Here is a 12761-nt window from a genome sequence, read left to right as displayed (position 1 = left end):
AAAATGGGCGGCAAACCTTGAAGGCCTTGAGCCGCAATAGATTTCGGTCTTTGAACTTTTTTCGAGGCGTTTTGTAAACTAAAAAGCAGCAGTTTTTAAATAGATAAAAATCATGCCGCTGCTAATTACCCCTCTATTAATACATGGCACTATTGCCTAAAAACCCTGGGCCACAAGGCTTTGAAGCCATTTGTTCCTTTTGCCGCCCCATATAGAACTATAATAAAACATATTTAGCCAAATATATCTAAATATAAACCATATAGACCAGTAATTTTATATATTACTTAATTAACAGCCCACCCCATACTTTGCCAGATACGCCTTGCCCATCGCCTTAAACAGTGGCCCGTGATTAGATATCTTTAAATGCAGCAGTTCGTGCACAATTACCTCAGCCCGGAAGGCTGCCGGCTGTTTTAACAACTCGGGATCAAAGGTTAAGCGGCCTTTACTGGAGCAGCTCGCCCATTTGCGTTTCATGGCGCGGATATGTATTTCTTTGGGCTCAACGCCGATCCTCTTGGCCCAGGTTGCTACCTCAGCCCGGAAAACTGCCTCCGGAATAACTTCTTCCAGTTTATCAAGGGTCGCCAAAGTAAAAGCGCCTTCATATATAGCGCCGCCTTGTTCCCATACCAGATAATCATCTAACCCCAAGCTCATCGCCTGGCCCCCTTTAGCAGTTGCAAAATCTGGTCTACGATTTCTTTCATCTTTTTACCTGCTTCCAATCCAGTTTTCTTGAGGTTTTTATAAAACTCCCACACGATTTGCCGTTCTTGGCTCTCACTCTCCTGCCAGTAGGGATAATCAGTAAAGGCACTGGCCATATTCCGCGCCACAGCTTCGGCGCCTTTTATCTGCTGTCGTTTCAAGTACCAGTATACAGCATAAGTTTCCGGTGTCATGTCCTTCTCGGCCCGTTCTTTCTCGGAAACTAGATATTCTTTAATTAATTCTTCCAACCGGCGTAAAGCTTCCTGGGTATTTAACTGTCTCTCCTGGTAAGCTCTGGCTATTCTTTCTGCTATTTCGCCTATGGAGAGCAAATAGGGCGCTTCTTGCTTTTTCACCGCTATAGTGTTTTCTATGCTTTTCAGTAAGTTAAACACTTCAATGGTATAACTAGCCTGTGTCTCAGCTAATTTATCCAGGACTTCCTCGTTGATCTTATAAACCGTCACTGCATCCTGAATAGCACCAGGAATGGTGTGTTCCTGGACCAGGCGGGCCGTTTTGCGCATTAGTTCATGGTCCAGGTTGACCCCCGGTTCAACAGAACGCAGCAGTCGATAGAGCCGGGCTAACTGGTCGTAATCGTCTAGATACTCCCTTAAAAAGGGATCCGGCGATATAATTTCAAAAAGGTTGGCCAGCTCTTTAAAAAAGGTATAATACTCCTGGCGCATCTGGGGCTCCCGGAAGTGTTCCAAGGCCAGTTCTGCCGCCTTATCCTGATGATACCCTGCGATGATGGCAAGGTATTTGCTTCTACCTTCGGCCATTAAGTCTTGAAAACGGTTTTTAAGGATATCCAGGTCTACAATGGTACCTTCTACGTCTTTAGAATCAAAGGCCAGGGCCTTCTCTAAGTTTTCAAAGATGCCGACAAAATCGAGAACAAAGCCAGCCGGCTTCTGGTGGCCGTTTTCATCCTCGTAGGGACGGTTTACCCGGGCAATGGCCTGCAAAAGGACATGGTCGCGCATGGGTTTATCCAAGTACATGCAGTACAGCACCGGGGCGTCGTAGCCGGTAAGGAGTTTTTCGGTAACAATGAGGATTTTGGGCAATTCCCCGGGTTTACGGAAGGCCTTGCGTAACTCCTTTTCTTCTTTTTCAGGAAGATAATAGCGGGCTAGTTCCGGCGGATCATTGTGGGCCCTGCTGATTACCACTGCTGAATACTCGGGCGGCAGGTATTTATCCAGGGTCTCTTTATACATAATGCAGGCTTCGCGGTCTACTGCCACCAGGAAGGCTTTATAACCCATCGGTTCGATATAGTCCCGGTAATGGCGGGCGACATAGGCAGCTATTGCCTCTACCCGATCCTGGTTTTTTAGCATATTCCTTAGGGTAACGGCCTTCTCTAATACTTTGTTTAGTTCTTCGATATCGCTAACTCCTTCGGCTGCCGCCAGATTTAGAAATTCTTCCTCCAGGGTCTCGCGGTCCACCCGCAGTTCGTTGGGAGCCAGGGAGTAATGGAGGGGTACTGTAGTGCCGTCTTCAATGGATTCGGCTATGCTGTATTTATCCAGGTAACCGTGAGGCTGGTCGTCGCAGCCAAAAACTTTAAAAGTGCCTTTGCCGTAGGCGGTGCGGTCAATGGGGGTGCCGGTGAAGCCGATATAGGTAGCATTGGGGAGAGCCCCCATGAGGTAATTGCCCAAATTGCCTCCGGTGGTACGGTGGGCCTCATCTACCAGGACAAAGATATTGTCCCGGCAATTAAGCTTAGCCGGAATGTCGTCAAATTTGTGGATCATGCTGACGATGAGGCCCCGGCGGTCGGAAGCCAGAAGCTCTTGCAAGTGGCGTTTGCTCCGGGCTTGTTCGACCATACCCAGTCCACAGGCGGCCAGGTTAGTGAAAAGTTGCTGTTCCAGCTCATTGCGGTCTACCAGCATGAGGACGGTGGGATTATTAAAACGAGGGTCTTCAATCAGCTTTTTGGCAATGGTGATCATGGTGTAAGTTTTACCCGACCCCTGGGTGTGCCAGACCAGACCCCGCTTTTTGGTAGGGTCTAAGGCACGGTTAAGGACCCGGCCAATGGCCCGCATCTGGTGCGGTCGCAAGATAACTTTACTTAATTCATCATCCCGGCGGACAAACATGATAAAGTCGGTTAGGACCCGTAACACCCGCTGGGGATGGATGAAGCTTTTTACCAGGGTTTCGTAATCCTGCCCTGTGCTTTCGTCCCGCCAGTTGAAGAGGTCTTTGCGGCTCAAACTCCAGGTGGCCCCATAATAGAAGCGAACCAGGTGGGTCAAGACATAAACCTGCTCAAGGGCCATGAGCGCCGGCGCCTCCCGGTGGTAGCGGCGCATCTGGTCCAGGGCTTTGGCGATGCCTTCAATCTCGTTGGTGGATTTCGTTTCTACCACCAGGACCGGGACGCCGTTAATCAAGAAAACGATATCGGCGCGGATGGTGTAGGTGCCATTGGTGTAGGTAAATTCGTCGGTGACTTGAAAACTATTGGCCCGCCAGTTATCCAGGTCCAGCAGGCGGATATTGCGCTCCCTTTTCTCGGTCTCCACGTATACCGTCCGTAAGCCCTTCAGGTACTCCCAGGCCTGGAGGTTCCCCTCAATATTTGGCGGTATCCGCTCCACCCGCTTTAATACCTCTTCAGCCCGCAGGTGGTCCACCACGCCAGGGTTTAACCTCTGGAGCTGGCTGATAAATACCTGGCGGTCGATTAATCCCCCCACTCCACCCCGCCTGAGCTCTAAATCCTCAGGTGCTATGTACTTCCAGCCCGCTTCGGTGGCATAGCGGATGAAGGGATTTTGCACTGTGGAGCGTTCACCGCCTAAGGGCATCTTCTTTCACCTCCAGGTCTTTAACGCGCACACTGCCGGTCATGAGCAGGTGGAGCATGGTTTGGAAGAGGGATTGGAGAGCGGATTTGCGTTTTTCCTCGGCGTTAATTTTGTTGTCGACGGCTGTAAGAATATGGGCAATTCGATTTTGTTCAGTGATTGGGGGAAGAGAAATAACAAATCCTTTTAATTTGGTAGCACTTATATTTGATTGACTCACACCTCGACTTGCAAGCAGTTTTAACCTATGCTGTGTTTCGTCCCAATTAAGATAGTAATTTAAAAACCCAGGTGCTAAGCGCATTTTATTGGTAATGATTCTTATTAAATATGATGCAAAGACAAAATCCCCTTCTAATGCAAATAGAGATGCTTTGCCTACTAACTCAAAACTGTTGGTCCTATTAAAGAGTATATCGCCTTTATTTAAACGAAATCGTTCAAGTTGTTGTAAATCTAAGTTTACATATTGCAAATCAGATGTATTAATAGAGCCCTCTATAAGGTTATTCATTCTTAGTATTGGATACTTGCCGTTTGTACTTCCACGTAACGAAAGCCCATATTGTGTATTAATTATTGCTTCCCCTAACCTCACTACTTCCCAATGCTCCGGCACCATCCCGATTTCCGTTTCCTTCAAGGGTATGCGGTCAATCTGGTCCACAGGTACCGGACCATAGGTAAAAAGGTGGCGCATGAGCGACTTTTTCAGTTCCCGGGTGGCGGCGATAATCTTATCTTGAAGCTCGATAGCTCTTTGGATGGTTGAAAGTACATAGGCAATCTTGCGCTGCTCAGGGAGTGGGGGGAGGGGGATAAACAATGACTTTAGTTTGTTCTGATTAATTGATGACTGATTTACTGCTCTCGCAGCTATTTTTATAAATATCCCTGTAGCTCGGTAATGCATAAAAAGATAATTAAGCCACTGAGGAACAACAGAAGAATTTGAACGCAAAAGGAGCAAATTCATTCCATGCAATAATATACTTGGCCAACCTTCATAAACAACTGAGCGCCCTATTTGTGGTTCACTATTTATATGACTAAAAAGAACGTCCCCTGGCCTTAATTTAAATTTTTCTACTTCATCAGATGTGAGATTATCTATAAATCCCACTTTATTAGGGTTAATTCGGCCTTCTGATATGGTCTCGATTCGTGTAACTGGATATCCGCTTTTAAAATCGTTACTTTGCTTTTTGGAAATCCCATTACGTATTAATGAAAGACAATTTTCCAACCTCACCACTTCCCAATCCTCGGGCAATACCCCAATCTCCGTTTCCTTATATCCCTCTATCACCTCATTGATTTCCTTATCCATTCAGCCAACCTCCAAAACCTAACTTGCCCAGGATATCATTCAGTTCCTTATCTACGGCCTGCCGTTCTTCTTCGATTTCGGCCAGCTCGACTAAAATCTCCTCTACGGGCCGGTATTCTTCTTTGCCGTTAATAGATACGTAGCGGGAAGGGCTGAGGTTGTAGTCATTACGGGCTGCTTCTTCAATTGAAATTATTTTGCTCAAGCCCTCTTCTTCCCGCCATTCCCGGTAAAGGCTATAGACCTTCCTTATATGCTCGTCATCCATGTAGTTCTTCGGGCGGCCCTTGGTGAACAATTTGGAGGCGTTGATTAATAAAATCTCCCCTGGATGCTTTTTTGCCTTATTTATGATCATGATTATACCCGGGGCGGTAGTATTATAGAACATGTTTTCCGGCAGTAAGATGACGCACTCTACCAGGTCATTTTCCACAAAAACTTTGCGAATATCCCGCTCGCGGTTAGATCCCTGGTTGCCACTACCCCGGGAAACAGATCCGGTGTCCAAAACAACGGCCATCTTGCCGCCTTCTTTCAATGAGGCATACATATGCTGGATCCAGCCCCAGTCAGCACTTGACGCCGGCGGGATGCCGCCAAACTTAAAACGATCAAAGGGGTCTTCTTCGTACAATGAAAGAGGAAATTTCTGGTTCCACATGGGATTGGCAGTTACCTTATCAAAGATACGTAAAGAACCGTCGGGATTGGTAAAGGCCGGTCGGGCCATAGTATCACCCAGGCGGATATCTGCCTCCAGGTCGTGGATAAAGGCGTTCATTTTGGCCATTGCAAAGGTGGTATAAAGGATCTCCTGGCCATAGATCTTAACCGGCGCTATTCTAGGGTCATCGCCATAGGCTTCCTTAAACACTAATACGCTTTTAATCAGTAGACCGCCGGAACCGCAGGCCGGGTCATAGATCTTATCTCCTGGCTGGGGTTCTAAAAGGTAAGCCATCAGCCAGGTAACTTCCCGCGGAGTATAGAATTCGCCGGCGCTCTGGCCCTGGCCTTCAGCGAATTTACGCAACAGGTATTCATAAGCCCGGCCGAGAATGTCTACCTCCACGTCCTTCAACCCTAAACGATGGCGGGAAAGGACCTGGATTAAGTTATAAAGCCGGTCGTTATCGATAACCGGCTGGCCGGCCATCTGGGCATTGAAGTCGATATGCTCGAAAATGCCCTGGAGTTTGGGGTTTTCCCGAGCTACTGCCAGCACGGCATCGGTGAGGTATTCGCCGATGTTGGTCGTCTGCCGGGATATGGCTTCCCAGCGGGCCTGGGGCGGGATGTAAAAACGCACCAGGGAGTGGTCTTCTTCGACCTGCGCCAGGGCTTCTTCAAAGCTGTCAAAGATCTCTTCGGCCAGCTTAGCTATTTCATCCTCAAAAACGTCAGACAAGCGTTTTAGGAAAATTAGGGGCAATATGTAATCCTTATACTTAGGAGCATCTACGGGACCGCGAATTATACAGGCTGCCTCCCACAGCCAGTTTTCCAGGGTGCTAAGATCTAGATTAGTGTTTTCTGTCATGGCTTGTCCTCCGATTAACCATTGATTTCTCTTTTTAGCTTCTCCCTATCAACCGCCAAATCTAAAATATGCATCTTACGATGACAATTAGGGCAAGGGGCGACGGTATTATTTATTGTATCTTCCCCGCCGCGGGAAAGCCAATCTATATGGTGAACTTCTAAATAAGGCTCCCCATCTGGGTTTAAAAATGGCGCAGGTTTATGGCAAAGTTGACATCTTCCATTAGCGCGCCGCCTAGCGTATTCAGCTACATAAGGGTTACGTTCATAGGTGGTTATGGTCACCTTTCTTGAAGCTGCTTCTGGACGAGAAAAGTGTATGCGGCGCCGGAGTTCTTGCTCGTCCAACCTTCTGGCTTGCTTCTCTTTTTCTTCCAATCTCCTGTTTATTAGTTCCGCAGGGATAGCCACGGGAGCTACCACATCCACTACCCGCAGGGGAAAAACCCATACTTGTCGCGGGTTACCAGCGGCATCAGGTTGGCGCTCCTGATAGGGTTCCCCAGTTAATTCTACCCGACCTATATAGGTATACTGCCCTGGCTCAAACACTTCAAAAAGGTGTACTTCCACCCCATTATGGCGCGATTCAGCCAGGGTTTTATTCTGCATAAAATTTATGTCCTGATCACACCGTTAGACGTTGGTTATCGATAATATCGCCAGGATGAAGACCAGGGTTAAAAACCATCGCTCTCACCTTTCGTTTCAATTCGTCATCTTCCCAAATTTTCCTGCTAATTATCGGGTGTAACAGATTATCTTACTGAAAACTGCCAGACGTTAATCCTGGCGGTTTCTATTATGATTAGCAAACTTCTTGAACGTGATATCCCTGGCCTATTTATTTTATTCTCCATCCAGGCTTACCGTCCCCTATAGTCGGGTCAAAAACGTATTACCTGGCGGACACTTAAGATACAGGGGCGGCCCGGCCGTGAGGGGCCGGACATAGGCCCGGTGGGCCGACGCCGCGGTTAAACTACTGTAGGCAAAGAAAGAAAAGGAAGGGTAAGCGGCGGCTGACGGCAAGGCGAGGCCGCAGTTAAAACCATTTTTGCGGGCCACAGCCGGGGGTGCTGTCCGGTGAGCAAGATTGATGGTTTGGATCTGGTGAACTGGAAGCCTGACTGGAGCAAAACGTTAGAGGAAAATAGAGAGGAATACCGCAGGCGGCATTTTGAGGTTTACAGTTAATACCCGCCGGAACCTGCTAAAGAAAAGGAAGGTGCAGTTGGGCAGAAGGTTAACTGCCCATTGTTTAGAATTACCGCGGAAGGAGGTGGAACATATGAGCTTTGCCGCCCGGCTTAAGTTCTACCGGAAGAAAAAGGGCCTTTCCCAGCAGGAGCTGGCCGATGCCGTGGGTGTATCCCGATCGGCGGTGACGAAGTATGAAGCCGGAGAGCGGTTCACCGACGAGGCTATACTCCTCAAACTCGCCAACATTTTGGGGTGCAGCCTGGACAGCCTCATGGGGCGTGATTATGACAGTGCTCCCGGCGGCATTTACAAAGAAAGCGATTTTCTGCCGGCGCGGGACCTGGTCCCGGTGCCGGTCCTGGGGGTGATCAGGGCGGGCGAGCCTGTCATGGCCGAAGAAAAAATCATCGACACCAAGTTCCTCCCCGCCGAGGAGGTGCGGGGTGGCGAGTACTTTTACCTCAAAGTCAAGGGCGACAGCATGGTCGGCGCCCGCATTTACGACGGTGACCTGGTCCTGGTGCGCCAGCAGGACACCTGCGAAGACGGGGCGATCGCCGTCGTCATGATCAACGGCGAGGAAGCTACCCTCAAGCGCGTCTACCGCAGCAACGATTCGGTGATCTTAAAGCCGGAGAACCCCGCCTACCGACCGATTGTGGTCAGGGGCGAGGACGTGCGCGTCATCGGCGTGGTGAAGGAGGTGAGGTTCAAGCTGTAGGGGCGGGGTTAGCGGCAAAAAGGCGGTGAGCACGGCCGCGGTACGGGCAGCGGGGCCGGGGCTGCAGCCGAGGTGGTGGGGATGGCCAGCCCACCGCATTTCCCCCGCGCCGTCCGCCGCCCCGGACGCCAGGAAACCCGGCCCCCGGGGAGGTAGAAGATGATGAAGGATATGGCCCCCTTTTAAATTATCCTGGAGGTGACTGTATGCCGGGACATTTAGAAAAACGAAGCAAAAACACCTGGACCATCGTCATCGAAGCCGGGAAAGACCCCAGGACGGGGAAAAGGAAAAGGATCAAGCGGGCCTTTAAGGGCAGCAAGAGGGAAGCCGAGAAGGAAATGGCCCGCCTGCTGCTGGAGCTGGAGCAGGGGACCTACACGGACCCTAGCAAGATGACGGTGGGAGCCTGGCTCGACACCTGGCTGAACGAATACATGAAGCCCCACCTGCGTCCTACCACCTGGGACAGCTACGAAACCCTGACCCGCCGGCACATTAAGCCGTCTATCGGTAACCTATTGTTAAAGGATCTCCGCCCGAGCACCTGCAGCACCTTTACAATGAAAAGCTGAAGCAGGGCCGGGCAGACGGTAAAGGTGGGCTCTCCCCCCGGACGGTGCGCTATATCCACACCGTTATCCACGAGGCCCTGGACCAGGCGGTTAAAAATGGCCTCGTGGCCTGCAACGTCAGCGAGGCGACCGTGCTGCCGGCCGAAGAGAAAAAAGAAATTTCCCCCCTCACCCGGGAGCAGGTCGACTGCCTGCTTACTGCCGTAAAGGATGACAGGCTCTACCCCGCCATCCTGCTGGAGGTAGCCACCGGCCTGAGGCGGGGCGAGCTTCTGGCCCTGAGGTGGCAGGACGTGGATCTGAAGGCCGGGGTGCTGAGCGTAAAGCAGAACCTGGTCCGGGTGCGAAACCACGGGGCCGCCCCCGGTGAGAGGAAGACCAGGCTAGTATTCCAGGAGCCGAAGACCCCCCAGTCGCGACGCACCGTCTCCATTCCCGAGTACGCCCTGACCGAGCTGAAGCGCCATAAAGCCAGGCAGAACCAGGAATAGCTCCTGCTGGGCGGGTCCTACGAGGACAACGGCCTGGTATTCTGCCTGGAAACCGGCCGGCCTATCGACCCGCGGAACTTCACCCGCCACTTTGAGAAAATGCTAGCGCGCGCCGGCATACCCCGCGTGCGGTTCCACGATATCCGGCACACATTTGCTACCCTGCTCCTGGAGCTGGGTGAATCTTTAAAGACCGTTCAGGAGATGCTCGGCCACAGCAGGATCGCCGTCACTTCGGATATTTACACCCACGTCTCCCTGGACCTGAAGAGGCAGGCGGCGGCAAAGCTGGATCTGCTGCTGAGCGCCGGTGAAAAGCCGGAAAATAATTTGGGCACCAATCGGGCACCAAACGCCGATTTGGAAAAGAAAAAAGCCTCCCGGTAAACCCGAGAAGCCTTGATATACCTGGTGGGCACGGCAGGGATTGAACCTGCGACCTCTTGAATGTGAGTCAAGCGCTCTCCCACTGAGCTACGCGCCCCTATAAAACCTTTTGGTGGACGTGAGGGGATTCGAACCCCTGGCCTCTAGAGTGCGATTCTAGCGCTCTCCCAACTGAGCTACACGCCCTTACTATCAATGCAGGTTTTATTATAATCTTTTCATACAAGCCTGTCAAGGTCGACTTAATGGATGCTAAAATTTACATTTTTTTCCATTGCCAGCAGGATTTAACCTTTCCCTGGCGAATATAATACCCCGGGAGGGAGAACAATGCGCCGCCGGATAGTTTGGCTGACGATTTTCTTTTTTTTATTACCAGTTAATATCCCCACCTCCGGGGCCGTGGATATAAAAGATGCCTTACGGCAGCGCCTTCAGGACAGCAAGAACCAGGAAAACCGTATCCTGCAGGATATCCTGCGCCTGGACGCGCGGTTGCAAAAGACCGCTGCCGAGAACCTGGAGCTGGCAAAGCGCCTGGAAATCGTCCAGGAAGAGCTGCGGGCTGCCCGGGCCGCCCAGGACCGGGCGGAAGCTGATCTGGCTGCCGGACGCCGTGATTTCGGCCGCAGTTTACGCTTTTTTTACATCTACGGCTCTTCTCCCTTTATAACGGCTGCTTTTTTCAGCAACAACTTGCCGGATTTTTTTATCCGCTGGGAATTATTAAAGCGCCTGGCCGGTCACTTCTACGGCATCGTCCGTCATAACCTGGCCCTGGCCAGTCTGGCCCGGGAAAAAAGCAACCTGGTGGCGGCCAAAGAAAGGGAACTGGAGCAGGCCCGGGATGCCTGCCTGGCGGCACAAAAAACTCTGGCGGCGCTAAAGGAAGAACAGGAAAAGAAGCTTAATGCCCTGCGCCAGCAGAATACCACCTGGGCCCGGGACCTGCTGGCCCTGGAGAAAGCCTGGGCCGGGGCCCTGCCGGCTTTACATTATCTTTTGCAGCAGTTACCAGCCCTGCCCTGGCGAAGCTTGCGGCCGGATTCCGTTCAGGTTGATTTAGGCCGGGGCGAGGTAGTAGCTGTCTTCAGCCAGCAAAACCTCAATAAAACCCTGCTGGGTTCGCAAGAACAGTTGCAGGACATCCGCCTGGTCCTGCCAGGTGAAGTTATAAAAATCCCGGGACCTGACTTTGAGATCCAGGGTGCCCTCAGCGTTTACGGCCCCCACCAGCTCCTATTTACACCGCAAAATGTGGCCTTTGCCGGCCTGTCCCTTGATCCCTCCACCTGGACCGAGCTCCTGCCGCGGGACAACCTGACCCTGAATTTACCGCCGCCGGATTATGGTCTAAAATTTAAAAATATATTCCTGGAACCGGGGAAGATGGTCCTGGTCCTGGAAAGATAGCAACCAGCACGAAACCCGGCTTCAGTGCCCAGCCGGGTTTCATATAAAGCCCTTCGCAGGCTTCCCAAGCTAACGGTAATTCCTGTACCTCATGCTGCTGTAGCAGTCGCGGCAGTATACCGGCCGGTCGCCACGGGGCTCAAAGGGCACTTCCGTCGTGGAACCGCACTGGCTGCATATGGCCCTGTACATCTGCCGGGGACCGGTTCGGAAATCGTTGCGCCTCTGGCTACCGCCCTGGCGCGCTTTCCGGGCGGCCCGGCACTCGGGACACCGGGACGGCTCATTGGTAAAACCTTTCTCAGCAAAAAATTCCTGCTGTCCGGCCGTAAAGATAAACTCTTTGCCGCATTCTTTGCAGGTCAAGGTTTTGTCCTGATAAAGCATCTTACTTCTCCCCACAAGATAGTCTCCCTAAAGCCAACGGGGCATGCACCATACTTACCAGGACTATCCCAGGGGAGATAGTTAGTAGTAGGCCAGGCCAACGTTCTTTAGAGGCTCTTTTAGTATAGCGCAGCTCCTAAAATTTTGCAACTCCGTTTAAGCCTGTAATCTTAAAAATCAGGGATATAGGCCGTTGTAGCTGCCTCTAACTCCTGATAATAGCCATTTTCGAGGCCAAGGTTTTCAAAGTAGTCGAGGACAGTTTCATACTCGGCAGCCGTAAGCTTGCGGTTAATCTCGGGGCAGCGCGCGGCCTGCCAGACGGGCACATACTGGGCCATCAGGCTGATATGCGTCTCCCGGGGCAAAGTGGCCTTGATCCAGTCCAACACCCGGCAGGCGGCCCTGGCGTGGCCGGGTAAGACAAGGTGGCGAATTAAAAGACCCCGCCGCGCCAGGCCGTCATTATCGAGGACCAGGGTGCCGACCTGGCGCTGCATCTCCAGGATGGCTGCCGTGGCCACATTAAAATAGTCAGCCGCATGGCTGTAACGCCCGGCAGTTTCCGGGTCCGGATATTTAAGATCTGGTAAATAAATATCCACCAGGCCTTCCAGGGAACGTAAGGAGTCTGTGCTTTCATAGGCATTGCAGTTATAAACTACCGGGATTTTTAGCCCCTCTTCCCTGGCCTCCCGCAGGGCGGGAATTAAAAAGGGGCTGTAGGGTGTCGGGGATACCAAGTTGATGTTATGGGCCCCGCGAGCCTGAAGTTCAAGGAAAAGGGCCTTCAAACTCGCCACCGTTATTTCCTGGCCCCTGCCCTGCCAGCTGATGCGGTAGTTCTGGCAGAAAATACAGCGCAGGTTGCAGTGGGAAAAGAATACCGTACCGGATCCCCTGGTCCCGCTCAGGCAGGGCTCTTCCCAGTGATGCAGGAAGGCTTTAGCTACCTTCGGCCGGGCTCCGGCCCGGCAAAAACCGCGTTCACCGGCCAGACGGTTAACCCCGCAGGCCCGGGGACAGAGGTTGCAGTGTTTTAAAACGTCCACCTGCCGCTTTTCTCCTCCGATTTTGGCAAATAAAAGGTAAGCAGCCGTGGCATGCATTCAAATACAGCCACCTATGAAAGCCACGGCGGCGAAGTTT

Annotated in this window: 12 protein-coding genes and 2 tRNA genes; 5 read left to right on the top strand and 9 right to left on the bottom strand. The window is 51.6% G+C overall.

The genetic code is table 11. From position 1 onward, the window contains the following. Positions 1-291: 291 nt before the first annotated feature. Genes MCACP_RS01965 through MCACP_RS01945 form a run of 5 tightly spaced genes read right to left on the bottom strand, consistent with a single transcriptional unit; the run spans position 292 to position 7008 of the window. Positions 292-666, bottom strand: a complete 375-nt coding sequence (locus MCACP_RS01965; protein WP_406677728.1) for a M48 metallopeptidase family protein — start codon at positions 664-666, stop codon at positions 292-294. Beyond that, the gene (locus tag MCACP_RS01960; protein ID WP_406677727.1) at positions 663-3560 is read right to left on the bottom strand and encodes a type I restriction endonuclease subunit R; all 2898 of its coding nucleotides are present in this window, start codon (positions 3558-3560) and stop codon (positions 663-665) included. Before MCACP_RS01960 ends, MCACP_RS01965 begins: the two co-directional genes overlap by 4 nt. Next, complete coding sequence (locus MCACP_RS01955; protein WP_406677726.1) at positions 3544-4890, bottom strand: restriction endonuclease subunit S; 1347 nt, start codon at positions 4888-4890, stop codon at positions 3544-3546. The genes MCACP_RS01960 and MCACP_RS01955 overlap by 17 nt, the downstream gene beginning before the upstream one ends. Further along, positions 4883-6433 carry a type I restriction-modification system subunit M gene (locus MCACP_RS01950; protein ID WP_406677725.1) on the bottom strand — a complete coding sequence of 517 codons (1551 nt, stop codon included), beginning with the start codon at positions 6431-6433 and terminating at the stop codon, positions 4883-4885. Before MCACP_RS01950 ends, MCACP_RS01955 begins: the two co-directional genes overlap by 8 nt. Before the next feature lie 14 nt (positions 6434-6447). Next, complete coding sequence (locus tag MCACP_RS01945; RefSeq protein ID WP_406677724.1) at positions 6448-7008, bottom strand: HNH endonuclease; 561 nt, start codon at positions 7006-7008, stop codon at positions 6448-6450. A 718-nt stretch (positions 7009-7726) separates the two neighbouring features. Here MCACP_RS01945 and lexA point away from each other — a divergent pair. The 4 genes from lexA to MCACP_RS01925 all read left to right on the top strand — a co-directional run bounded on the left by lexA (position 7727) and on the right by MCACP_RS01925 (position 9812). Next, the gene (lexA, locus tag MCACP_RS01940) at positions 7727-8359 is read left to right on the top strand and encodes a transcriptional repressor LexA (RefSeq protein ID WP_406677723.1); all 633 of its coding nucleotides are present in this window, start codon (positions 7727-7729) and stop codon (positions 8357-8359) included. Positions 8360-8565: 206 nt separating this feature from the next. Further along, positions 8566-8934, top strand: a complete 369-nt coding sequence (locus MCACP_RS01935) for an Arm DNA-binding domain-containing protein (RefSeq protein ID WP_406677722.1) — start codon at positions 8566-8568, stop codon at positions 8932-8934. Positions 8935-8978: 44 nt separating this feature from the next. Next, positions 8979-9425, top strand: coding sequence for a site-specific integrase (locus MCACP_RS01930; RefSeq protein ID WP_406677721.1), 447 nt, complete (start codon positions 8979-8981; stop codon positions 9423-9425). A 3-nt stretch (positions 9426-9428) separates the two neighbouring features. Next, on the top strand, positions 9429-9812 hold the full coding sequence (locus MCACP_RS01925; protein ID WP_406678656.1) for a tyrosine-type recombinase/integrase: 384 nt from the start codon (positions 9429-9431) through the stop codon (positions 9810-9812). Between the two features lie 22 nt (positions 9813-9834). On the opposite strand, the gene MCACP_RS01920 is transcribed toward MCACP_RS01925, so the two are convergent. Together MCACP_RS01920 and MCACP_RS01915 are read right to left on the bottom strand one after the other, a co-directional pair. Beyond that, positions 9835-9909 (bottom strand) — tRNA-Val (locus MCACP_RS01920). Positions 9910-9922: 13 nt separating this feature from the next. After that, positions 9923-9998, bottom strand: a tRNA-Ala gene (locus MCACP_RS01915). A gap of 144 nt (positions 9999-10142) precedes the next feature. Between MCACP_RS01915 and MCACP_RS01910 the strand changes: the two genes are divergently transcribed. After that, positions 10143-11225 (top strand): coiled-coil domain-containing protein, encoded by a 1083-nt coding sequence (locus MCACP_RS01910; protein WP_406677720.1) that lies wholly within the window; start codon positions 10143-10145, stop codon positions 11223-11225. Positions 11226-11294: 69 nt separating this feature from the next. Here MCACP_RS01910 and MCACP_RS01905 read toward each other — a convergent pair whose 3' ends face one another. Next, entirely contained in the window at positions 11295-11612 is a 318-nt protein-coding gene (locus MCACP_RS01905; RefSeq protein WP_406677718.1) for a zinc-ribbon domain containing protein, read from the bottom strand. Between the two features lie 170 nt (positions 11613-11782). Further along, positions 11783-12721, bottom strand: a complete 939-nt coding sequence (locus tag MCACP_RS01900) for a radical SAM protein (protein ID WP_406677717.1) — start codon at positions 12719-12721, stop codon at positions 11783-11785. Between the last annotated feature and the right edge of the window lie 40 nt (positions 12722-12761).

This window comes from Neomoorella carbonis (assembly GCF_045278715.1).
Lineage (GTDB): Bacteria > Bacillota > DSM-521 > Neomoorellales > Neomoorellaceae > Neomoorella > Neomoorella carbonis.
This window is presented reverse-complemented; position numbering and strand designations above follow the sequence as displayed.